Source organism: Rouxiella sp. WC2420 (assembly GCF_041200025.1).
Lineage (GTDB): Bacteria > Pseudomonadota > Gammaproteobacteria > Enterobacterales > Enterobacteriaceae > Rouxiella.
Map to the genome: position 1 here is coordinate 3465149 of NZ_CP165628.1, position 23483 is coordinate 3488631.

A 23483-nucleotide genomic window follows, 5' to 3' on the forward strand; every position below is an offset into this window, starting at 1 on the left:
AAGAGATAAAAAAAACCGCCACAGTTGAGTGCGACGGTTTTTTGAAAACTGAATTTAAAACGGCAATGTTAGCTGTGTGGACCGCTGGTTGGTGGGATCGGCGCACTACCATTGATACCGTGGGTGCCATTCCCCTGGTCGGGACGATCGCCCTGACCGTGCGGCTGTGGACGGCCGCCATTATTGTGCTTAGGAGGTGGTGCTGCATCCCAGCGATCGCCGTGCCAGTATTGCCCGCGATTGTTACGCTCGCCAATACGTTGATTGTGATGTTCACGCCACCACTGCGGTGAACGCCAGTCATAACCATCCCAGTAGTTACCATGACGGTCCTTGTCACCAATGTGCACAGAGACACCTGGAGCATTCACATTTATAGAAGCAGCCTGCACAAAGTTTACTTGTGCGATAGCAGGCAGAACCAATGCAACGCACAGCATTAAATGAGTTTTCTTCACAACGTCCACCTTAGTATTAATTTCTAAAAGTTTACTATCCGATAAATAATATATGACCTCAATAAAATGATAGCAGACTATAAGAATAATGCTGGCTTTCGCTGAAATTGCAGCATGATTACAATAAACATACAAATGTATCCCACCTGAAATAACTCAGCAGAATTGTGCGTAAATAACATTCAGTTTTCATAACTACGCTAACAACTCTTAACGTTAGTCTGACAACAGTTAATTTTTGTTTTATTTATAATTGGAACGTTTAATCAAACCAAGGAATAATTATGCGTCGTATATTGGCATTTGTTACCGTAGCTCTGGTCGCCTGTAGCCTAAGCGGCTGCTTATTCCCACCGTTCTGGGGCCCAGGTGGCGGCGGTGGTGGTGGTTATCATGGCGGTGGCGGCGGTGGCTGGCACGGTGGTGGCCCTCGTTAATAGCGATCTGATTTAACTTTTCAAATATTACTTATTCGACGAGATATTATTTGGCTTAAGTTAAAACGCTATCTAACTTTATACTAAGGGACTTCGGTCCCTTTTTTATTACCACTAAAAACTTCTTACAGACAGAAACTGTCACCTGTAGTTGTTAATAATGCTAGCGAATTATAAAGAGTAAATATTAAATTACCACCCAAATAATAAAACTCTTTCTTTCGCTGAGAAATTTAATCTATCAGACTAATCTTGAAGATCCCACTGCTTTAACGTTATCTTTTCACTTCTAGTAAATCCTTTTCATTAGACATATTTCTGTCATATTTCACCTCGCTTTTATCCCAGGTTACCGGCCAAATTTAAAGCAAAAAAAAAAGGCCGCATTCGCGGCCTTTTTATCACACTGATTTACTCTTTCGGAGTGGCATTTTCCACTCTGCTTTTCAACTTCTGTCCTGGACGGAAGGTCACCACACGGCGCGCCGTAATAGGAATGTCCTCGCCAGTTTTCGGGTTACGCCCCGGACGTTGGTTTTTGTCACGCAGATCAAAATTGCCAAAGCCAGACAATTTAACTTGTTCACCATTTTCCAAAGCACGACGTACCTCTTCAAAAAATAGCTCAACCAGGTCTTTGGCATCCCGTTTGCTCAGCCCGAGCTTTTCAAACAGGTGTTCTGACATTTCAGCTTTAGTAAGCGCCATAGGTTCAATCCCTCAAGGATGCTTGGAATCGCTGTTTTAGAGCCTCTACACATCTTGCAACAGTAGCGGCGATCTCCTCTTCTTCCAGTGTACGAGCGGTATCCTGCAATACCAGACTAATAGCCAGGCTTTTAAAACCTTCCGCTACGCCCCTGCCACGGTACACGTCAAATAAGTTTACGCCAACTACCTGATTTGCGCCAACTTTCTTACACTCTACCAAAATATCTTCTGCAGCGACGTTTTCAGGGACCACAACAGCGATGTCGCGACGGTTCGCCGGGAAGCGTGAAATCTCGCGCGCGTCAGGCAGGACGCGGTCTGCGAGCTTGTTCCACAACATTTCGAACACTACAGTTCGGCCATTGAGGTCAAGCTTACGTTCGAGTTCCGGATGCACTACCCCAATGAAACCAATGCGTTCGCCGTGTAAATAAATTGCAGCACTTTGTCCTGGATGCAACGCCGGGTTAGCTTCGGCCTTGAATTGGATATGATCCAATTTGCCGGTAAGTTCTAGAATCGCTTCAAGATCACCCTTCAAATCGTAGTAGTCAACCGCATTGCGCGCCAGATCCCAGTGTTCCTCGCTGCGATGACCCGAGATCACACCAGACAGCATGACATCCTGACGGATACCCAAATATGCTGCGGAATCAGGTACAAAACGCAGGCCGCTTTCGAACAGGCGCACACGACTTTGCTGGCGATTCTGGTTGTAAACCACTGATGAGAGCAAGCCAGTCCACAGTGACAGGCGCATCGCTGACATTTCTACCGAGATTGGACTTGGCAGCATTAGCACTTCTTCACCCGGATGCAGCAATTGCTGAACCTTAGGATCGACAAAGCTGTAGGTGATCGCTTCCTGGAAACCGCGATCAACTAAAAGATTTTTCACACGTTTCAGCGAAAGATCGGCCTCACGATGCTGAGTCATTTCCAGATTCGCTTTGACCGGCACATCTGGAATATTGTTGTAGCCGTATACGCGTGCGACTTCTTCAATCAAATCTTCTTCGATTTGCATATCGAAACGCCAGCTTGGCGCAACAGCTATCCAGGTATCAGCCTTAACGTCGACTTCACAGCCCAGACGTTGCAAGATATCAGTGACCTGAGCATCTTCAACGTGGTGACCAATCACACGATCCAGCTTTTCACGGCGCAGAGTGATTTTGGCCGCTTTCGGCAGTGTCGCTTCATTGCTTGCATCAATTACCGGACCAGCCTGGCCGCCGCAAATTTCCAGTAACAACGCGGTAGCACGTTCCATGGCTTTATATTGCAGCTGTGAGTCAACACCGCGTTCGTAGCGATGTGAAGCATCCGTGTGCAGGCCCTGACGGCGAGCGCGACCGGTGATTGACAGCGGATTGAAGAAAGCACACTCCAGCAACACGTCTTGAGTCTGTTCATTGACGCCGGAATGCTCGCCGCCGAAAATACCGCCCATTGCCAGCGCTTTCTTATGGTCGGCAATGACCAGCACGTCGTCGTTCAGCTTGGCAGTGGTACCATCGAGCAGAGTCAGAGTTTCGTCTTTCTGCGCCAGACGCACTACGATGCCGCCTTCAATGCGATTCAGATCGAAAGCGTGCATGGGTTGGCCCAGTTCGAGCAGCACATAGTTGGTGACATCGACAACCGGATCGATAGAACGAATCCCGCAGCGGCGCAGTTTTTCGGTCATCCACAGCGGAGTCGCGGCAGCAACGTTAATCCCTTTAACCACACGGCCCAAATAGCGCGGACAGGCGTCACTCGCCTGAACATCGATTGGCAGCGTATCGGTAATGGTCGCAGCAACCGGTGACATGTCTGGCTCGGTCAGTGGCAGCTGGCTTACAACAGCAACATCACGGGCAATACCGATGATACCAAGACAATCAGCGCGGTTAGGCGTGACGCTGATTTCAATAGTGTTGTCATCAAGCTGCAAGAATTCGCGGATATCAGTGCCAATTGGCGCATCCAGCGGCAGTTCGATAATGCCTTCACTTTCGACATCGATACCCAATTCTGAGAACGAGCACAGCATGCCTTCTGAAGGTTCGCCGCGAAGTTTGGCTGCCTTGATTTTAAAATCGCCCGGCAGAACAGCACCCACGGTCGCCACGGCCACTTTTAAGCCTTGACGGCAGTTTGGTGCGCCGCAAACGATGTCTAGCAGGCGATCGCCACCCACGTTTATTTTAGTTACGCGCAGCTTATCGGCATTTGGGTGCTGGCCGCATTCGACCACTTCACCCACCACCACGCCGTGGAAGGCACCGGCCACTGCTTCAACGCCGTCAACTTCCAGACCGGCCATAGTAATTTGTTCGGATAATGCTTCGCTGTTGATGGCTGGGTTTACCCACTCACGCAACCAGAGTTCACTGAATTTCATGTGATATTCCCGCCTTACTTAAACTGTTTGAGGAAACGCAGATCGTTTTCGAAGAACGCACGCAAATCGGTCACGCCGTAACGCAGCATGGTCAGACGCTCCATGCCCATGCCGAACGCAAAACCGGAGTAGATCTCAGGATCGATACCCACATTACGCAACACGTTTGGGTGCACCATGCCACAGCCCAGTACCTCGAGCCATTTGCCGTTCTTGCCCATTACATCGACTTCTGCAGAAGGTTCGGTGAACGGGAAATATGAAGGGCGGAAACGAATCTGCAAATCAGCTTCAAAGAAGTTATTCAGGAAATCGTGCAGCGTACCTTTCAGATTGCTGAAGCTGATATTTTTATCAACGATCAGGCCTTCCATCTGATGGAACATCGGGGTGTGAGTCTGGTCGTAATCGTTACGATAAACGCGGCCCGGTGCAATGATGCGAATAGGCGGCTGCTGCTCTTTCATGGTACGAATCTGCACGCCAGAAGTTTGGGTGCGCAGCAAACGGGTGGCATCAAACCAGAAGGTATCGTGATCGGCACGCGCCGGATGATGGCCAGGAATATTCAGCGCATCAAAGTTGTGATAGTCATCTTCAATTTCCGGACCGGTCTCAACAGAGAAACCTAATTCGCCGAAGAAAGTCTCAATGCGGTCGATGGTGCGAGTCACCGGATGTAAACCACCATTTTCGATACGGCGGCCAGGCAGTGAGACATCGATAGTCTCTTCAGCCAGTCGAGCATTCAGCGCGGAAGACTCCAGGTCGTGTTTGCGGGCATTCAGCGCATCCTGAACTTCCTGCTTGGCCTGGTTGATTACTGCACCGGCTGCTGGACGTTCTTCCGCTGGCAGTTCGCGCAGTGAAGTCATCTGAAGGGTCAAATGCCCTTTTTTACCTAAATACTCGACGCGCACTAAATCCAGCGCGGCGACGTCCTGGGCACTCTCTACGGCGGCCTTGGCGTTGGCAACCAGTTCTGCGAGATGTGACATTGCTTTCCTCTTCTTCTGGCCGATGTGACCCGATGTGAAATAAAAGTATGAGTAACTGATTTTCGAAAGGTAATAGCAAAAAAAAAGCCTCCACAGGGGAGGCTTTAGCGCTAGTTTCCGTTTCTTCTCTTACGCGCGAAAGCCTTCCTGAGTCAGGCGCTAAAGTAAAAAAAGAAGCGGAAAATAGCAGCATTCATGCTTGCATTACCTTAAATATTTACGATGTTATCGACGTAATAATGTTATCAACGCAATATAAAAGAGGGAGCAAGCTCCCTCTTTCACCTGACTTACGCCAGAGCTGCTCTCGCTTTTTCGACCAGTGCAGAGAATGCCACTTTATCGAATACTGCGATATCAGCCAAAATCTTACGGTCAATTTCAATAGAAGCTTTTTTCAAGCCATTGATGAATTTGCTGTAAGACATGTCGTTCTGACGAGCTGCTGCGTTGATACGCGCGATCCACAGCTGACGGAACTGACGTTTCTTTTGACGACGGTCACGGTAAGCGTATTGACCAGCTTTGATAACAGCCTGGAATGCAACACGATATACGCGCGAACGGGCACCGTAGTAACCTTTCGCCTGCTTTAAAATTTTCTTGTGACGTGCACGTGCAATCACACCACGTTTTACGCGAGCCATATGCTCTCCTGAGTTTTATTCTTGATTAAAAAAAGTGATATATCTTTAAAGATATATTTTTAAGCGTACGGCAAACATGCAGCAACGAGACCCAAATCGTTCTTGGATACCATGCCTTTTGGACGCAGGTGACGTTTACGCTTAGTCGATTTTTTGGTCAGAATGTGACGCAGGTTAGCGTGCTTACGCTTAAAACCGCCATTGGCAGTCTTTTTGAAGCGTTTAGCGGCGCCGCGTACTGTTTTGATCTTTGGCATTATTAATAATTCCACTTCGCATTGTTAATAACATGAATCAGTAAGGCGAACATGACCCACAGCGTGCAAGCACACTGTGGGTCAGGCTACTTGTAGAGCCTTATTGTTTCTTCTTGGGTGCGAGCACCATAATCATCTGACGGCCTTCGATCTTCGTAGGGAAGGATTCGACCACTGCCAGATCAATATCTTCACACAGGTCTTTACGGACGCGGTTAAGCACTTCCATACCGATCTGCTGGTGCGCCATTTCACGACCGCGGAAACGCAGTGTGATTTTGGCTTTATCGCCATCTTCCAGAAAGCGAATCAGGTTGCGTAGTTTGACCTGATAGTCGCCATCATCGGTACCAGGTCGGAATTTAATTTCCTTAACCTGAATAACTTTTTGTTTCTTTTTCTGTTCTTTGGTCGATTTGCTCTTCTCGTAGAGGAACTTGCCGTAATCCATGATTCGGCAAACCGGCGGCTCGGCATTCGGACTGATTTCTACTAAATCAACACCAGCTTCCTCAGCTTTTTCAAGAGCTTCATTCAGACTCACAATCCCAAGGGGTTCGCCATCGATACCTGTGAGGCGAACTTCTTGCGCGCGAATTTCTCTGTTAATGCGATTTGGACGCGCCGGTTGAACTCGTTTTCCGCCTTTAATACTTTATTCCTCCAGTTGATGAAGACTTCTGCTGCGGATCTCCGCCAACAGTTTGTCTACGACTTCGCTAACGTCGATGCTTCCCAAGTCTTTGCCACGGCGAGTACGAACGGCAACTTTGCCTGATTCGACCTCTTTATCGCCACAAACTAACATGTAGGGAACACGACGCAGCGTGTGCTCGCGGATTTTAAAGCCAATCTTCTCATTTCTCAAGTCGGCTTTAACGCGAATACCTGCATCTTGCAGTTTTTTTGTCAATTCTTCGACGTAAGGCGCTTGTGAATCAGTAATATTCATCACAACTGCCTGTACCGGTGCAATCCAGGTTGGGAAAAAGCCCGCGTATTCTTCGGTCAGAATACCAATGAAGCGTTCCATTGAACCCAAAATTGCTCGGTGAATCATTACCGGGGTTTTACGATCGTTGCTTTCGCCGATGTAAGTTGCGTCTAAACGCTCAGGTAATGAAAAGTCGAGCTGCACGGTACCACACTGCCACGCACGATCCAAACAATCATGCAAGGTAAATTCAATTTTAGGACCATAGAACGCCCCTTCACCCGGCTGATATTCGAAAGCGATGTTATTTTCGACTAATGCAGCGGCGAGGTCGGCTTCTGCGCGATCCCAGGTTTCGTCTGTGCCGATACGCTTGGCAGGACGGGTCGACAGCTTGACCACAACCTTTTCAAAACCGAAAGTGCTGTACACATCGTAGACCATTTTGATGCAGCTATTCACTTCATCACGAACCTGTTCTTCAGTACAGAAGATATGGGCATCGTCCTGAGTGAAACCACGAACGCGCATCAAACCGTGCAAGGCACCTGACGGCTCGTTACGGTGGCAGCTACCAAATTCGGCCATACGCAGTGGCAGATCGCGATAAGACTTCAACCCTTGGTTGAAAATCTGTACGTGACCCGGGCAGTTCATTGGCTTGATACAGTATTCACGGTTCTCGGAAGAGGTAGTGAACATCGCATCTTTATAGTTGTCCCAATGGCCGGTTTTTTCCCACAGCACACGGTCCATCATGAACGGGCCTTTGACTTCCTGATACTGATAAGACTTCAGCTTCATACGCACGAAGGCTTCCAGCTCGCGGAAGATAGTCCAGCCGTCATTGTGCCAGAACACCATACCAGGCGCTTCTTCCTGCATATGATAGAGGTCAAGGGCTTTACCGATTTTACGGTGGTCACGCTTGCCCGCTTCTTCAAGACGCTGCAGGTAGGAATTCAACTGCTTTTTATCAGCCCAGGCAGTGCCGTAAATACGCTGCAACATTTTATTGTCGCTGTCACCACGCCAGTAAGCACCAGACGTTTTCTGCAGCTTGAAATGGTGGCAGAAACGCATGTTTGGCACGTGTGGACCACGACACATATCAACGTATTCTTCATGATGATACAGGCCTGGACGATCGTCGTGGCTGATATTTTCATCAAGAATGGCAATCTTGTACTGCTCGCCGCGACCTTCAAAGGTATCGCGCGCTTCCTGCCAGCTGACTTTCTTTTTAATAACGTCGTAATTCTTTTCAGCCAGTTCGTGCATGCGCTTTTCAAGCAGATCGATATCTTCCTGAGTCAGCGTGTGGTCCAAGTCTACATCGTAGTAAAAACCGTTGTCGATTGTAGGACCGATAGCCATCTTGGTGTTAGGCCAAAGCTGCTTGATAGCGTGACCCAGCAGGTGCGCACAGGAGTGACGGAGAATTTCTAAACCGGCATCATCTTTTGCGGTGATAATGGCTAATTGAGCATCGTTCTCGATAAGATCGCCGGCATCGACCAGCTCACCGTTTACACGACCAGCGATACAGGCTTTCGCCAGACCTGGGCCGATATCCAGTGCAACATCATAAGGAGAAACAGGATGGTCAAACTGACGCTGACTACCATCAGGGAGAGTAATAACAGGCATGATCTTTCCTCATCTACAGTGGTGCCCCACACGACAGAGCACATATAGAAAAATATTTGTATTTGAATTCATTTGGTTGATTGCGCTATTCGACTTTACCTTGCCAAATATATACACGCTTGGATTCTAAAAACGGTAGAACACAGGGTGTGACGCAAAGAACTGAGGCAGAGTGTATCACCCGTAAAGCGCATTTTTCCAGCAACTTACGTGGCTTTTTTCATGAAATGACCCGCGGTATGCCGCAAAGCCAGTCATGGCGGTAAATCGTGAGATTACAGTCAGCACAGAAAGATCAAACGCTCCGCAGCGAGAGATACACTGCGGAGCGTTCAGAATAGATACTTGTTATATTTGGCTTAACGCATCGCCAGATAGGCGTTGTTAACTTTCCACAGATAACGTGGTGCCTGAGCAGCTGGATGGTTTTTTTGTATATGTTTGTAGAACTGTTCAGGTGTTAGCTGATTGATTTGTGCCACCGCATAAACCCGGTCTTTCGAGAAGGTTCTCAACAGTGCTCCAGCTCCGTTTACATAAGCAACCGTAGTGGCATAGCGCAGGGTCTCTGGATTGTTAATCCCGGCCAATTGCTGCTGCAACATGCTTAGGTAAGCAGTACCCAAATCTATGTTAACTCGTGGATCTTTAAGTTCGTGCGTGGTCGGTTGCCCATCTCGCCCTTTCAACCGGTAGGCATCGCGCCCGGCGGTGGAAGCTTTAAGCTGCATCAAACCCACTGCGTTGGATCTGCTGACTGCCCCTGGGTTAAATCCTGATTCGACCTGAATAATCGCTTTAACCAGTGTTTCGTCAACACCGTAAGTACTCGCAGCCTGTTTAATCACCGTGCCGTAAGGGCCTTGATGCATTAACGATGGCTCTTCCTGAACACTGGGTTGGGTAATCAATTTACTTGTTTGTATTGGGGTTTGTTTTGCGCACCCCGCCAAAAATAGCGCAGTCATCAAATATAGAAATTTGAGTTTCACTTGAGATCTCTCGCGACTTGGACGAAAGCCAGCATATACACATTTTTTGAACACGAGAATATTTTTTTCGGCTATTATTGAGAATGGTAGATGAAACAAGAATCTAAGGAATTAGTCGATCGGATAATTCCTGTATTAATGTCTGTTTATACTCATAAAGCATTTAATAATATCGTTGACCTGTTCAAGATTAATGAAAGTCCTAATTCGTGGGCGTTAAATAATCGACATCAGCCAGTCGCGCTGTGCGCTCGATCGGGGTTTTCCGGCAACAAAACCGCTAACTTAATGAATTATCTGGCCAGTCCGAAGGGGTGATACCATGTGGCAAGCCGTTAATCGTCTGTTGAGTGAACATCTTAGAAGTGCAGAAATCCGTGAACGTGTCGAGCTACCGGGAGGAGAAATCCATGCTGCCTGGCGCTTGAGCTACGGGGATAAAGAAGTGTTCGTAAAATGTAACTCACGAGAACTGTTGCCGTTGTTCGCTGCCGAAGCAGACCAGTTGGACATGCTTGCCAAAAGTAAAACGGTACGCGTACCAGAGGTTTATGGCGTCGGCAGTGACCGTGATTACAGTTTTCTGTTACTGGAATATCTGCCACTTATCTCGCTTGATGTCGATAACGCCTACCTTTTGGGGCAGCAGCTAGCCGCACTGCATCAGTGGAGCGAACAGCTGGAATTTGGCCTGGATTTTGATAACGAGCTCGCCACCGTGCCGCAACCTAATGCCTGGCAACGCAAGTGGTCGACCTTTTTCTCTCAACAGCGCATCGGTTGGCAGTTGCAACTTGCGGCTGAAAAAGGCATGAATTTCGGCGATACCGAGCTGATTATCGAGCGAGTACGTTCAAAGCTACAAAACCATCAGCCACAACCTTCGCTGTTACATGGCGACTTATGGCCACATAACTGCGGCCAGTCTGAACACGGCCCGATATTATTCGACCCGGCATGCTATTGGGGAGACCGGGAATGTGATTTATCTATGTTGCCGCTATATCCGAATATTCCTAATCAGGTTATTGATGGTTATCAAAGTATTACCCCGCTTCCAGCTGGCTATATTGATCGTCAAACGGTGTATCAGCTTTATTATCTATTGAATCGCAGTAACCTGTTTGGCGGACAGCATGAAGTGGTCGCGCAACGCGCCATTGAGAGATTATTACACGATAAATAATGGCAATAATGGGCAATTTCCAGAGGAAAAATAAAGCCTGAACATATCCTTATGCTCAGGCTTTATTCTATTTAGAATGCTTAACTTACCGAGATTAACGCGTGGTGTTTATTGCCCCAGTAAACCTAATAATTTCAAAACGAAATAGGCAATAACTGCAATAATTAGCGGCAGAATATATAGCGGGAAAATCTGCAGGAAGATGGTGTGTCGAGGAATAACAATCTTCTCTTCAATTTGCTGCTGTGTTCTGGCTTCGCTTGCACGAGTCTGTTCCAGAATCAGCTGATCCTGCACGCCCTCACGGATGTGACGCACCTGACGGGACATCCGCGCGCCGCTGGCCTGCAGAGCCAATCCAACAAAAATCAGCCAGTAAATTACGATAAACATCAGATTGGCGCTGGTGATGCCCTGCCCTAATACCGGCTGCGGCGCGTTATACCAGAATGCATTCAGAAACGGGGTGTTAAACTTGGCCATATCCACCATGACGTGGACGAAATCAACCATCACCGCATTAATGCCCTTCTCGCCTTTGGCTTGCGCATAAAAGAAATTAAGCATCGAAATAACCGTCGATAGCAAAGCTGGGATGAAAATGACCCATCCCAGGATCCGTTTTAAGACGGCTACACGGCCTGCTTGTTGATACGTCATGAATTCCCCTTGTTAGGACGTCTCTTAGAAGCGTCAGTTTAACCATAGTTATCGAAACACGCCCAAAATTTTAGTTAACATCTTTGAATGGCTCATTATTTCGGCGCTGAGCACAGAGTTTGGGTGTGTTATGCTCTTTTTATCATCAAGCTAATTCAGTGTAACTGGGAGTTTTAAAAATGAGTCATGTAAAACCCGTTCAGGCCGCAATTTTTGACATGGATGGACTTCTGATTGATTCAGAGCCTTTCTGGATGGAGTCCGAGTTGGAGGTTTTCGCCAGTATCGGTGTCGATATTTCCAAAAAACATCTTGTTCCCAGTACATTAGGGTTACGAATCGACCAGACGGTTCGCATGTGGGCACGCGTTCTGCCGTGGCAAGGCCCCAGCGAAGCCGAGGTAACGGCACGAATTATCGCCACTACCGTTGAAAAGGTTGCAGCGACCCGCCCTCTGCTGCCCGGTGTAGAACACGCTTTGAAACTCTGTCAGTCCCAGGGTTTGAAAATTGGTATCGCCTCGGCATCGCCGCTGCACATGATTAATCAGGTGCTGGATATGTTTAATCTTCAATCGTATTTCGAGACGCGACAATCGGCAGAATATCTGGCTTACAGCAAGCCACATCCAGAAGTTTATTTGCTGGCCGCTGCTGAATTAGGTATTGATCCACTGGATTGCGTCACTCTGGAAGATTCCTTTAACGGCATGATCGCGACCAAAGCGGCACGAATGCGCTCGATTGTCGTTCCTGACAAGCAACATGCCGCGGACCCGCGCTGGGCGCTGGCCGATGCAAAGCTTTCATCATTAGAACAACTGACGTCAGCGCATTTGGGCTTGTAGGTTTTGAAAACCGTATTTCTATCATGGCGGCCTCTTGAGTCCGCTATTTTTTTGACCTGCATCACAAACTTAAGAATCGCAACCAATAAAAATAAAACATCATTTCATTTTTATTGAATTCACATACCAATACTTCTATGCTTCTCTCATCGACGAAATCAAGCAGTGGTTACTGCTGCGATTAATTCCCCATTGGTTACGATGAAGAGGTTCCGCTATGCAAGTCCGCCAAAGTATTCACAGCGATCACGCCAAACAGCTCGATACCGCAGGATTACGCCGCGAGTTTTTGATCGAGAAAATCTTTGAGAAAGATGCTTACACCCTGACTTACAGTCATATTGACCGCATTATCATCGGCGGTGTAATGCCGGTTCAAAAGGCCGTGACGGTCGGAGATGAAGTCGGTAAACAACTCGGCGTTAGCTACTTCCTTGAACGTCGTGAACTGGGAGTGATCAATATTGGCGGACCCGGACTTATAAAGGTCGACGGAAAAACCTATGAAATTGGCAACCAAGAGGCGCTGTATGTAGGCAAAGGTGCCCGACAGGTTGAGTTCAGCAGCATTGATGCGGCACGCCCGGCCAAGTTCTATTACAACAGTGCGCCTGCACACACTCGTTTCCCGGACAAGAAAATAACGCTGGCAGAAGCTTCGCCTCAAACTCTGGGCGACGCCAGTACCAGCAATCGCCGCACTATCAATAAATTTATCGTTCCCGATGTACTCGAAACTTGCCAGTTAACCATGGGGCTAACCAAGCTCGAGGAAGGCAGCCTGTGGAACACTATGCCTTGCCACACCCACGATCGCCGCATGGAAGTATATTTCTATTTTGATATGGATGACGATACCGCCGTGTTCCACATGATGGGGCAGCCACAGGAAACGCGTCATTTGCTGGTCCACAACGAACAGGCGGTGATTTCTCCAAGCTGGTCGATTCACTCGGGCGTAGGCACCAAGCGTTACACCTTTATCTGGGGCATGGTTGGCGAAAATCAGGTGTTTGATGATATGGACCACGTTGCCGTTAACGCGCTCAGATAAACCTTTTATTAAGCAACGTCAGACAGGATACCGCTATGGTGCTGAACAGCTTTGATCTTCAGGGAAAGGTGGCGATCGTCACCGGCTGCAATACTGGGCTAGGACAAGCCATGGCAATCGGTCTAGCGCAGGCCGGTTGTGACATAGTCGGAGTGAATCGCTCACAACCCATTGAAACTATGGATAAAATACATGCTCTGGGCCGTAGATTTCTTGATTTACGAGCCGATCTGACCAGTATAGAAGCCATACCGCGCCTGCTTGAGACCGCGATCGGTGAGATGGGGCAAATAAATATTCTGGTCAATAACGCTGGAATTATTCGCCGCGAAGATGCGTTGAATTTTTCGGAGCAAGACTGGGATGACGTGATGAACGTCAACAGCAAGACGCTGTTTTTTATGGCTCAGGCCGTTGCTCGACAGTTTATCAAGCAAGGCAGTGGTGGAAAAATCATTAACATCGCCTCAATGCTGTCTTTCCAGGGCGGGATCCGCGTACCCTCTTATACTGCTTCGAAAAGCGCGGTGATGGGTATTACCCGCCTGCTGGCCAATGAATGGGCCAAGCATAAAATCAATGTGAATGCGATTGCGCCCGGTTATATGGTCACCAACAACACCGAGCAACTGCGCGCCGATGAGGATCGTAGCCAGGCTATTCTGGACCGTATTCCGGCCGGGCGCTGGGGCGAACAGCAGGATATCATGGGGCCTGTGGTGTTTCTGGCCTCGGCAGCCTCCGACTATGTCAATGGCTACACTCTAGCCGTTGATGGCGGCTGGCTGGCCAGATAGTGACAAAACGTCACATTACACTGTCACAACGCAACTATTTTTACCTTAGTTATCAATTAATTGACAAATAGTTACAGGGTAACACCTTCCGCAGAAAATCGCTTTCATCTATACTGGATAAAATAACAGTTATTCAGTTCGGATGCATTATGACTGCGGAAGGTCATCTCATTTTTTCCATTGCTTGCGCAGTGTTCGCCAAAAAGGCCCAGCTATCGCCAGAGCTTGCTCATGGTGACTGGTGGCATATTATCCCGGCTTCGCTGCTGACCTCACTACTTCCGGATATCGATCATCCTAAATCTCTGTTAGGGCAACGGCTGCGATGGATTTCACAACCCATAGCACGCATGTTTGGTCATCGTGGATTTACTCACAGTCTTTTGGCAGTTGCCGCCGGAGTGTTTCTGCTTAAAACGCGTCTTCCCCACGACTGGGTAATTCCGATTGATGCACTGCACGGGATGGTGATCGGCTATTTAAGCCATATTTTGGCTGACATGCTCACACCGGCCGGCGTTCCGCTGCTGTGGCCCTGCCGATGGCGCTTTCGTCTACCATTGATTAGCAGCCAAAAAGGCAACCAGCTGGAACGAATGTTTTGTCTGATTATGGTTGGACTGACGCTGTTTTGGCCTAACTGGTCGCCCATCATTGATGCAATCAACCCGCATGGCCTAAGTTTTATTTTGAAGTATTTAACTTAAATTGAAGAATTTAAATTAAGTCCGCCAAAAATTCCGGCCAAGTTTATGGACACGCTTATTAATCCCGTTTGGACTAAATTAAAAAGCATGCAACCTCCATCAGTGATAGTCGCGGTAATCGACAAGAACAGCTGTTTTCGCAGCCGGGATTCATGCATAGCCTGAATTTCCGCAGTAGAGCCTGTCCAATAAAACTTCTCCAATACATTGTGCCTACCAATCAATTGGTTGCATATAACCAAAAGAAATAATGAATTCTTTTTGGTTATAATGTTGCACCTTTGCAGTCTGCTATTCTACGCCCATCGTTACATCCTGAAATGTTGCTCTTTGCGCGGCATCATCAAAACATTTTTCATAAGTTTTCTCTGGAGCTTTGGGTATGAATCTTCCGCTGGTATTAAACGTGGTGGTTTTTGTTGCCCTCCTTTTGCTGTTGGCTAAATCAAGCCGTTCGCAATGGAGTTTGGCAAAGAAGGTTCTCGTAGGCCTGTTGGTCGGCGTAGTCTTCGGTCTGGCATTACAGCTAATCTATGGTCCCGACAGCGCTGTTTTGAAGAACTCTATCCCGTGGTTCAATATTGTTGGTAACGGCTATGTCCAGCTATTGCAAATGATTGTGATGCCGCTGGTGTTTGTGTCAATTCTTAGCGCCGTTGCTCGTCTGCATAATGCGTCTTCATTGGGTAAAATCAGTTTCCTGACGATTGGTACACTGCTGTTTACCACGCTGATTGCCGCTTTAGTGGGTGTATTCGTGACCAAACTGTTCGGCCTGACGGCTGAAGGACTGGTACAAGGCACCCAGGAAACCGCGCGTCTGGCGGCTCTGCAAACCAACTACGTGGGCAAAGTTGCCGATTTGACCGTACCGCAAATGGTGCTGTCATTTATTCCGAAAAATCCGTTTGCAGATTTGACCGGCGCAAGCCCGACGTCGATCATTAGCGTGGTGATTTTCTCTGCTTTTGTGGGCGTAGCGGCGCTGCAGCTGGTGAAGGATGACGCCGAAAAAGGACCTAAAGTTCTGGCCTTTATCGAGATTATGCAATCTTGGGTGATGAAGCTGGTACGCCTGGTCATGAAGTTAACCCCTTACGGCGTGATGGCGCTGATGACCAAAGTGGTTGCTGGTTCGAATATCCACGACATCATCAAGCTGGGCAGTTTCGTTGTGGCGTCATACCTCGGACTGGCGATTATGTTTGCGGTTCACGCCCTGCTGCTGTCGTTTACCGGTGTGAATCCTGCCAAGTTCTTCCGCAAGGTTTGGCCGGTGTTGTCTTTTGCCTTCACCAGCCGTTCCAGCGCGGCCACTATCCCGCTAAGCGTAGAAGCGCAAACTCGTCGTTTAGGTATTCCTGAATCAATCGCAAGTTTCGCGGCTTCGTTTGGCGCCACCATCGGCCAAAACGGCTGTGCCGGTCTTTATCCGACCATGCTGGCGGTAATGGTTGCTCCTACCGTGGGCATCAATCCGTTTGAGCCAATGTGGATTGCAACGCTGGTTGGCATTGTCACTCTTAGCTCTGCTGGCGTGGCAGGCGTAGGCGGCGGTGCAACCTTTGCTGCGCTGATTGTTCTGCCCGCCATGGGTCTACCGGTTACGCTGGTCGCGTTGCTGATTTCCATCGAACCCTTGATCGACATGGGGCGCACCGCGCTAAACGTTAGCGGTTCAATGACCGCTGGCACTATTACCAGTCAACTGCTTAAACTCACCGATAAAAAAGTGATGGATGAAGAAGAGCACGCCGAACTGGCACACCGCTAATATCATCCCCGGAAATGCAAAAAAGGCGAAGCTGATGGGCTTCGCCTTTCTTTATATATCAAGCTGAAAGTCAGAACGGGTACTGATGAAAGCCCATCTGTTCGGAAATATTACGCGCGGCAGTGTGCAGCATCGCTACATAATCTTTCTTACTTTCTTCAGAAAAACGAATAGTAGGGAAAGAAATACTCAGCCCGGCAATCACTACGCCAAAACGGTCAAAAACCGGAACGGCGATACAGCGCAATCCTTGCTCTTGCTCTTCAATATCCTCGCCATAACCTTGCTCGCGGACTTTCTCCAACACTTTGACCAGGCTCGGCGCATCGGCAATAGTATTATCGGTGCTGCGTGTGAACTGAATCCCGGCTAACAGTGCCTCAACATCATTATGTTCACCCCATGCCAGCAGGACCTTGCCAATTGCAGTGCTGTGCAATGGATTACGGCGACCAATGCGCGAATGCATGCGCAGGTTATACATCGAGTCAATTTTATGGATGTAAACAATGCCGTCTTCGTCCAACGCGCCAAGGTGAATGGTCTCGCGCGTTAAACGCGAAATCTCACGCATCTGAATATCGGCGCTGCGGATCAGATCGACGTTTTGCAACGCCTTGGCACCCAGCTCAAACAGTTTCAGCGTCAGGGTATACTTCTCTGACTCCCCTTCCTGATCGACATAACCTAATGACTTCATCGTCTGCAGGAAACGATAAACAGTGCTTTTCGACATCATTACGCGCTGCGAAAGCTCGGTGATGCCTATCTCGCGCTCGTCGCCCAAAGCCTGCAAAATACCAAACACTTTCAACACCGATGAGACAGAATCGGGCTGCTTATCAAGGTCTGCGATAGCCATAGTTTTACCTGTCATGAGATTGTTTTATGCATTATTTCATAAATAATGGGCAGATACTTTTTTTGTTTCATAAAAAATGGAACAGCATTTCTATGAGAATGAACCATGCAAAAGGGGTTTGTGATAAAAATGTTAACTCCTGTTACAATTAATTAAGTTGTTACACGCCGCCGCGCTTCAGACGCAGACTAGTTAGCGTGATAATATTACCCACTCTTATAAGCACAATGCTGACAATCAAACATGACAACCACGGTTATTGACGGACTTCCTATACCTCAACGCTATGGGGCAATCCTTACTATTGCATTGGGGATCACTGTTTCGGTGCTCGACGGGGCCATTGCAAATGTGGCGCTTCCCACGATTGCACAAGATCTTCACGCTAGCCCTGCTTCCTCGATTTGGATAGTCAACGCCTACCAATTGGCGATTACCATTTCGCTGCTTTCGCTTTCATCACTGGGCGAGATATTCGGTTATCGCCGTATCTATATGATTGGGCTGGTGCTATTTAGTTTTACCTCTTTGGCCTGCGCGATGTCTGACTCACTGATGACGCTAACGGTGGCGAGGGTATTACAGGGGTTTGGTGCGGCTTGTATCATGAGCGTCAATGTAGCGCTGGTGAGAATCATTTATCCACAACGCTTTCTCGGACGCGGAATGGGCATCAACGCGCTGATTGTGGCCGTGTCTTCTGCTGCCGGCCCTACTGTCGCCGCGGCTATCCTTTCTTTCGCCAACTGGCCATGGCTGTTCGCAATCAACCTGCCAATCGGCCTGATTGCCTTTTGTATGGGCCTGAAGTTTTTGCCGGGCAATAGTTCGAAAGCCATTGGCCGCAAATTCGATTTTATCAGCAGCATGATGAATGCCCTGACTTTCGGGCTGTTAATCAGCGCAATAAGTGGCTATGCACAAGGCCTTGATCACCGGCTGATCCTTGGCGAGGTGGTTGCCTTGGTAGTTATCGGCTGGTTCTTTATTCGTCGTCAGCTAACCAAAAGCTCGCCGCTGCTGCCGGTCGACTTGCTGCGTATTCCGATTTTCACTATGTCTATCTGCACCTCAATGTGTTCTTTTGCAGCGCAAATGCTGGCATTCGTTTCGCTGCCATTCTTTTTGCAAAACACTCTGGGGCTAGACGCGGTTTCCACGGGTCTCTTGCTGACGCCATGGCCGCTGGCGACCATGGTGATGGCACCTATTTCCGGGCGTTTAGTTGAGCGTTTCCATCCGGGAATTCTGGGCGGCGTAGGACTGGTCGTTTTCTCAATCGGCCTGTATTCTCTGGCCTTGCTGCCTGAACACCCTTCTCATCTGAATATTATCTGGCGGATGATAGTGTGCGGAGCGGGCTTTGGCCTGTTTCAGTCGCCTAATAACCACACCATTGTTTCTTCTGCCCCGCGCAGCCGCAGCGGCGGTGCCAGCGGGATGCTTGGTACTGCCAGACTGTTGGGACAAACTACCGGTGCAGCCATGGTTGCGCTGATGTTTAACCTGTTTAGCGCCAGCGGGACACACGCCTCGCTAATCCTGGCCGGTACGTTGGCGTTGGCCGGTGCGGTTGTCAGCATGCTGCGGATGACACAAAAACTGGTCGAACAGCAAAAAGCTTAATTTTCGTTTGATAGTCAGCAGCAAAAAGGCCCGGCAATCAATGCCGGGCCTTTGTAATTTTAAACAGCGATTATTTAATGTATTCCCCACTACGCAGTGCTTCAATGCGTTTATCAAGCGGCGGGTGTGACATAAACAGTTCGCTAAAGGTTTTAGATTTACCGTTAATGCACAGGGCCATCATACTGCCCGCTTCCTGCGGTTCATGACTGGTTTTCAGTCGTTGCAACGCGGCGATCATCTTCTCGCGTCCGACCAACTTGGCAGAACCGGCATCAGCGTAAAACTCGCGATGACGAGAGAACCACATAGTGATGATACTGGCAACAATACCGAACACCAGTTCAAGCACCATTGAAACTGCAAAATAAACCAGCGGATTACCGTTGCTGTTGTTTTCGCCTTCACGATCGCCAGACATAAAACCGGCGGCGATCTGCGCGAGAATACGTGAAATAAAGATCACAAAGGTGTTCACAATACCCTGAATCAGGGTCATGGTCACCATATCCCCGTTGGAAATGTGGCTGATTTCGTGGGCGATAACGGCTTCTGCCTCGTCCTGACTCATGCTTTGCAAAAGGCCGGTGCTGACCGCAACCAGTGACGCATCGCGGCGCGCGCCGGTGGCAAAGGCGTTAATGTCGGGAGCATGATAAATCGCAACCTGCGGCATCTTGATCCCTGCCTGCTGGGACTGGCGGCTTACTACATTCATCAACCAGCGTTCGGTTTCGTTACGCGGCTGCTCAATCACTTCCCCACCTACCGAGCGCAACGCCATCCATTTTGACATCAGCAAAGAAACAAACGCACCACCAAAGCCGAAAAGACCAGCCATGATCATCAGCCCCATTACGCTGCTAGAACGAATGCCTGTCAGGCTGAGTACCAGCCCGAAAACCACCATGACTGCCAGGTTAGTCATCAGGAACAACGCTATACGCATCATAAAATTAATACTTCCTCATTGTTGTTTTCGTTGTCGAACAGATTATCCCGAGATTCAAACAGCGGGATACCTTGATCCTATGGGCTTTCCCACAGGATTCAAGTGTCAGGACATGGTAGAGGTCGTAATTCACAATACTTTACATTTTGAAGCTTTTTGTAGATAACACCAGACTATTGCAAGCTGCTTCTAGGGCCAGAATTTAAAAATGAACTGATTATACAAATCTCTGCCAATGGAGTTTAACGGCATCGCCTGGTTAACTATATCTGAAGCTTCATAAAGAGGATGAGAAGGATCCCATCCAAAGCCTATACCGTATTATTCTGAAAAAAATGTAATAAAAAAGTGTTTAATCGAGGTTCTGGAAATTTAGCCTGATAAATGCGTTCAAAATTCTCTACCACCATTTTCCTTTGATAGCCATTGGCTTTGTTCGTGAAACTTTTTAACAACTGTATAAAGCAGTCTTGTATGTCGTCAATATGATTGCCACCGCTAAGGTGATAGTTAACTAGATTTCCCAGCCGCCTGAATACGGCTTCTTTCGCCAGAGAAGTCGGCAATTCACCTGTACCTAAACTAATTTTAGCGCGAATACGAGAATCGTCTGTAGCAGCAGCCATGGCTAACGAACGCAAAGACTGCGGCTGCTGCCCCGGCACCGAGAATGCTAAACGGGGTTCGGCATGCGCTACGCCAACTCCCGCCTGGCGACTCGCCCCGACATCGGCGACGCTGCTCGCCAGCGCCCTTGTCTTTAGCGCGGAACGAAATCCCTGCACCGCCGCCGCCGTACTCATGCCTAATGAAACTACGCCCAAAGCCATCGAGGTCCATCCAAGAATCGCCGAGGCTTGCGGATGTTGATCCTCCAGTGACGCACTGGCAATACTCGCCACATCAGCAGCCAGTGCCAAACCGGCGATCACGCAGGTGCTGGCTGCCATAGAGGACCCCATCGTAAATGGAATGAGTGTTATCGCCAATGTACTGGTAACAATACCTACTATCGATTGCCAGCCCATGTGCCCCGAAGGATCGCTGCGATTAATCGGGTCGCCGTCACAATAAGCGTAGGGGTTAATCCTCCCTCACCAAATGGACTCCAGCTATCAGGAGAGTTAAAACGCATTAATATCGGATTATAAGCCCGATAACCATTGCCAAGATGCGCTGCCTCGCTGATGAGGTCACGCCGTTCGCCGTTAAATCCTAGAGTTGAATTATTCATGGTTCCTTCCTGATAATTGATGCCATTGAGTTGCCAGATGTATTAGCAGCATCACCAAAATAGAAGAAATCATTAATCATCATAAAAATCAGCAAAACGCGGGAATGAGGTAACGATCAAAAATTAGGGTTTGGGATTGGGTTATTTTGAACCAGAAATAGGCATCGTTATTTAGGACCCATCACAGCCATAAAAAAAGGGCCACCTCCAAGAGGCAGCCCTTTATTCTTATTACACGGTAACAGCAGACTTATTTAGACTGGCTGTCCTGTGTTTTTTCAAGCTTCGACAGGTCGACAGCAATATTATCAGCCTCATCCAGATAAGGATCTGGAGCTACATAATCTTTCGGCAAATCGTCGAGAGACTTGATTGGCTTCTTGCCTTCACGTTTAAAACGCTCGTTCAGACGAGTCAGACGCGTAGCATCATCTTCTTTGTCTTCTTTGTCACGCTGAGCGTAATTCAAAGAAACCACGTTCTGCTTGTCTTTATTGGCTTTAAACTTGGCAATATCCTGCTCGATGTACTGGAACTCTGGATCCTGCGCGATGCGTGCATCGTGCTCTTTCAGCAGTTCAGGGACCAACGGCGCAAGATCACCCGTCTTGGTATAGGTCGCAGCTTTGATGCTGTCCCAAGGCATGGCGTTATCTTCAAATCGTTCGCCCACGTCATTGTCGATCATACCGGTTGGCATAACGATATCTGGCGTGACACCTTTACGCTGCGTGCTACCACCATTGATTCGATAGAATTTCTGGATAGTGTATTGCACAGAGCCCAGCGCTGGCCATTCAGGACGCAGCATCTGATCGTAAATACGATTCAGAGAACGATATTGCTGAACGGTACCTTTACCGAAGGTCGGTTCACCGACAATCAGAGCGCGGCCGTAATCCTGCATCGCAGCAGCAAAGATTTCAGAAGCAGAAGCGCTGTAACGGTCGACCAGCACTACCAGCGGACCTTTATAGTACTCAACGCCGTCGTTATCGCTGTCTTGACGAATACGACCGTTGTTATCACGAACCTGCACTACCGGGCCGCTTGGAATGAACAGGCCAGAAAGTGAAACTGCCTCGGTCAGAGCGCCGCCGCCGTTTGTACGCAGGTCGATAACCAGGCTGTTGACGTTCTGCTTGGCCATTTTTTGCAGCTGGACTTTCACGTCATCGGTCAGACCGACGTAGAAGCCTGGAATGTCCATCACGGCAACTTTTTCATTGCCGACTTTCTTGATGGTCATTTTAACGGCACGGTCTTCAAGACGGATTTTCTCACGCGTTAAGGTGATAGTCCGAGTCTTGGTACCCTTGCCCGCCGGCAACACTTCCAGACGAACCTTGCTGCCTTTTGGACCTTTGATTAAAGCAACGACGTCATCAAGACGCCAACCGATCACATCGACAATCGGTTTACCTGTCTGGCCAACGCCGACAATACGGTCACCGACAGCAATAGTTTTGCTCTTGGCCGCCGGGCCGCCTGCTACCATCGAGTTGATTACGGTATAGTCATCGTCGCCCTGCAGAACCGCACCAATACCTTCCAGAGAAAGGCTCATTTCGGTGTTGAACTGATCGGTGCTGCGCGGAGACAAATAGTTGGTATGGGGATCGATTTCGTGCGCAAACGCGTTCATGATCAGCTGGAAGACGTCTTCGCTGTTGCTTTGCGTCAGACGCTTCATTGCGAAACGATAGCGTTTACCGAGAATATCGCGAATTTCCTGATCGTTTTTACCGGTCAGCTTCAGGTTCAGTTCGTCATATTTGACTTTCTGGTCCCAAAGCTCATCAAGCTCGGTGGAGTCTTTCGGCCACGGAGCCTTGGTGCGATCGAGGGTAATTGAATCATTACCGGTGAAATTCATTGGCCGCTCAAGCACGGACAAAGCATATTCGTAGCGTTCGAAACGACGTTTCTGCGCCAGATTATACAAAGCGTAAGGCGTGACCAATTGACCGGATTTCAACTCTTCACCCAAGGTGCCGCGTTTATCGGCAAACTGGGCGACATCGGAAGCCATAAGCACGTTATGACCGTTGTCGAGCATGTTCAGGTAACGATCGAAAATTTTACCTGAGAAGTCCGCATTAAGATCGAATTGACGATAGTGCGAACGGGTGAAGCGTGCAGTTACACGCTCACTAACCGTTGCGTCTTGAGGCTCTTGTGCTAATTGCGGGAGCTGACTGATAGTGACCGGTGCACTGTCATTCGCAAAGCTGGTGTTAACCAGACCTGTTCCCGTAAGTAGCAGACCCGCAATTACGCTTAATCTGACAAATTTGTTCATGCCTGAGT

The 23483-nt window shown here is 48.6% G+C and carries 24 protein-coding genes and 1 other annotated feature; of the genes, 8 read left to right on the forward strand and 16 right to left on the reverse strand.

The annotated features are described in order from the left end of the window. Window positions 1-68: 68 nt before the first annotated feature. Window positions 69-458 carry a DUF2502 domain-containing protein gene (locus tag AB3G37_RS15985; protein ID WP_369788445.1) on the reverse strand — a complete coding sequence of 130 codons (390 nt, stop codon included), beginning with the start codon at window positions 456-458 and terminating at the stop codon, window positions 69-71. 284 nt (window positions 459-742) lie between these two features. Between AB3G37_RS15985 and AB3G37_RS15990 the strand changes: the two genes are divergently transcribed. After that, a complete protein-coding gene (locus AB3G37_RS15990; protein WP_009635881.1) occupies window positions 743-895 on the forward strand; it encodes a hypothetical protein in 153 nt (50 codons plus the stop codon). Between the two features lie 411 nt (window positions 896-1306). Here the strand turns inward: AB3G37_RS15990 and ihfA are convergent, their stop codons facing one another. The 9 genes from ihfA to AB3G37_RS16035 form a co-directional block, all read right to left on the reverse strand. Further along, window positions 1307-1603 (reverse strand): integration host factor subunit alpha, encoded by a 297-nt coding sequence (gene ihfA, locus AB3G37_RS15995; protein WP_004717732.1) that lies wholly within the window; start codon window positions 1601-1603, stop codon window positions 1307-1309. Between the two features lie 4 nt (window positions 1604-1607). Next, window positions 1608-3995, reverse strand: coding sequence for a phenylalanine--tRNA ligase subunit beta (pheT, locus tag AB3G37_RS16000; RefSeq protein WP_369788446.1), 2388 nt, complete (start codon window positions 3993-3995; stop codon window positions 1608-1610). 14 nt (window positions 3996-4009) lie between these two features. Next, on the reverse strand, window positions 4010-4993 hold the full coding sequence (gene pheS / locus AB3G37_RS16005; RefSeq protein WP_009635879.1) for a phenylalanine--tRNA ligase subunit alpha: 984 nt from the start codon (window positions 4991-4993) through the stop codon (window positions 4010-4012). Window positions 4994-5070: 77 nt separating this feature from the next. Continuing rightward, window positions 5071-5195: a sequence feature (Phe leader region), on the reverse strand. Further along, window positions 5146-5190 (reverse strand): pheST operon leader peptide PheM, encoded by a 45-nt coding sequence (pheM, locus tag AB3G37_RS16010; RefSeq protein ID WP_106120997.1) that lies wholly within the window; start codon window positions 5188-5190, stop codon window positions 5146-5148. It overlaps the preceding feature by 45 nt. Before the next feature lie 88 nt (window positions 5196-5283). Next, window positions 5284-5640, reverse strand: a complete 357-nt coding sequence (gene rplT / locus AB3G37_RS16015) for a 50S ribosomal protein L20 (RefSeq protein WP_009635878.1) — start codon at window positions 5638-5640, stop codon at window positions 5284-5286. 59 nt (window positions 5641-5699) lie between these two features. Next, entirely contained in the window at window positions 5700-5897 is a 198-nt protein-coding gene (gene rpmI / locus AB3G37_RS16020) for a 50S ribosomal protein L35 (protein ID WP_055770082.1), read from the reverse strand. A 100-nt stretch (window positions 5898-5997) separates the two neighbouring features. Next, on the reverse strand, window positions 5998-6549 hold the full coding sequence (gene infC / locus AB3G37_RS16025; RefSeq protein WP_071988410.1) for a translation initiation factor IF-3: 552 nt from the start codon (window positions 6547-6549) through the stop codon (window positions 5998-6000). A 3-nt stretch (window positions 6550-6552) separates the two neighbouring features. Further along, the gene (gene thrS / locus AB3G37_RS16030; RefSeq protein ID WP_369788447.1) at window positions 6553-8481 is read right to left on the reverse strand and encodes a threonine--tRNA ligase; all 1929 of its coding nucleotides are present in this window, start codon (window positions 8479-8481) and stop codon (window positions 6553-6555) included. A gap of 359 nt (window positions 8482-8840) precedes the next feature. Next, on the reverse strand, window positions 8841-9473 hold the full coding sequence (locus AB3G37_RS16035) for a transglycosylase SLT domain-containing protein (RefSeq protein ID WP_083836214.1): 633 nt from the start codon (window positions 9471-9473) through the stop codon (window positions 8841-8843). Window positions 9474-9795: 322 nt separating this feature from the next. On the opposite strand from AB3G37_RS16035, the gene AB3G37_RS16040 reads away from it, so the two are divergent. Continuing rightward, window positions 9796-10659 carry a fructosamine kinase family protein gene (locus AB3G37_RS16040; protein WP_369788448.1) on the forward strand — a complete coding sequence of 288 codons (864 nt, stop codon included), beginning with the start codon at window positions 9796-9798 and terminating at the stop codon, window positions 10657-10659. A 108-nt stretch (window positions 10660-10767) separates the two neighbouring features. Here the strand turns inward: AB3G37_RS16040 and AB3G37_RS16045 are convergent, their stop codons facing one another. Beyond that, a complete protein-coding gene (locus tag AB3G37_RS16045; protein WP_369788449.1) occupies window positions 10768-11319 on the reverse strand; it encodes a YniB family protein in 552 nt (183 codons plus the stop codon). A 179-nt stretch (window positions 11320-11498) separates the two neighbouring features. Here AB3G37_RS16045 and hxpB point away from each other — a divergent pair, with 179 nt between their 5' ends. The 5 genes from hxpB (at window position 11499) to AB3G37_RS16070 (ending at window position 16499) form a co-directional block, all read left to right on the forward strand. After that, a complete protein-coding gene (hxpB, locus tag AB3G37_RS16050) occupies window positions 11499-12167 on the forward strand; it encodes a hexitol phosphatase HxpB (protein ID WP_369788450.1) in 669 nt (222 codons plus the stop codon). 217 nt (window positions 12168-12384) lie between these two features. Beyond that, window positions 12385-13221, forward strand: a complete 837-nt coding sequence (gene kduI, locus AB3G37_RS16055; protein WP_009635869.1) for a 5-dehydro-4-deoxy-D-glucuronate isomerase — start codon at window positions 12385-12387, stop codon at window positions 13219-13221. Between the two features lie 35 nt (window positions 13222-13256). After that, complete coding sequence (kduD, locus tag AB3G37_RS16060) at window positions 13257-14018, forward strand: 2-dehydro-3-deoxy-D-gluconate 5-dehydrogenase KduD (RefSeq protein WP_369788451.1); 762 nt, start codon at window positions 13257-13259, stop codon at window positions 14016-14018. Between the two features lie 149 nt (window positions 14019-14167). Then, window positions 14168-14725, forward strand: a complete 558-nt coding sequence (locus AB3G37_RS16065) for a metal-dependent hydrolase (RefSeq protein ID WP_369788452.1) — start codon at window positions 14168-14170, stop codon at window positions 14723-14725. Between the two features lie 382 nt (window positions 14726-15107). Next, complete coding sequence (locus AB3G37_RS16070) at window positions 15108-16499, forward strand: L-cystine transporter (RefSeq protein ID WP_369788453.1); 1392 nt, start codon at window positions 15108-15110, stop codon at window positions 16497-16499. Window positions 16500-16569: 70 nt separating this feature from the next. Here AB3G37_RS16070 and kdgR read toward each other — a convergent pair whose 3' ends face one another. Further along, window positions 16570-17361: a DNA-binding transcriptional regulator KdgR gene (gene kdgR / locus AB3G37_RS16075; protein ID WP_369788454.1), complete on the reverse strand. Its 792-nt coding sequence runs from the start codon at window positions 17359-17361 to the stop codon at window positions 16570-16572. A gap of 243 nt (window positions 17362-17604) precedes the next feature. On the opposite strand from kdgR, the gene AB3G37_RS16080 reads away from it, so the two are divergent. Continuing rightward, entirely contained in the window at window positions 17605-18987 is a 1383-nt protein-coding gene (locus AB3G37_RS16080; protein WP_369788455.1) for an MFS transporter, read from the forward strand. Window positions 18988-19057: 70 nt separating this feature from the next. Here AB3G37_RS16080 and htpX read toward each other — a convergent pair whose 3' ends face one another. The 4 genes from htpX to prc form a co-directional block, all read right to left on the reverse strand. After that, complete coding sequence (gene htpX, locus AB3G37_RS16085) at window positions 19058-19939, reverse strand: protease HtpX (RefSeq protein WP_369788456.1); 882 nt, start codon at window positions 19937-19939, stop codon at window positions 19058-19060. A 311-nt stretch (window positions 19940-20250) separates the two neighbouring features. Next, window positions 20251-20889, reverse strand: a complete 639-nt coding sequence (locus AB3G37_RS16090) for a hypothetical protein (RefSeq protein ID WP_369788457.1) — start codon at window positions 20887-20889, stop codon at window positions 20251-20253. A 59-nt stretch (window positions 20890-20948) separates the two neighbouring features. Continuing rightward, window positions 20949-21173 (reverse strand): RHS repeat-associated core domain-containing protein, encoded by a 225-nt coding sequence (locus AB3G37_RS16095; RefSeq protein ID WP_369788458.1) that lies wholly within the window; start codon window positions 21171-21173, stop codon window positions 20949-20951. A 250-nt stretch (window positions 21174-21423) separates the two neighbouring features. Further along, window positions 21424-23475 (reverse strand): carboxy terminal-processing peptidase, encoded by a 2052-nt coding sequence (gene prc / locus AB3G37_RS16100; protein ID WP_009635858.1) that lies wholly within the window; start codon window positions 23473-23475, stop codon window positions 21424-21426. Between the last annotated feature and the right edge of the window lie 8 nt (window positions 23476-23483).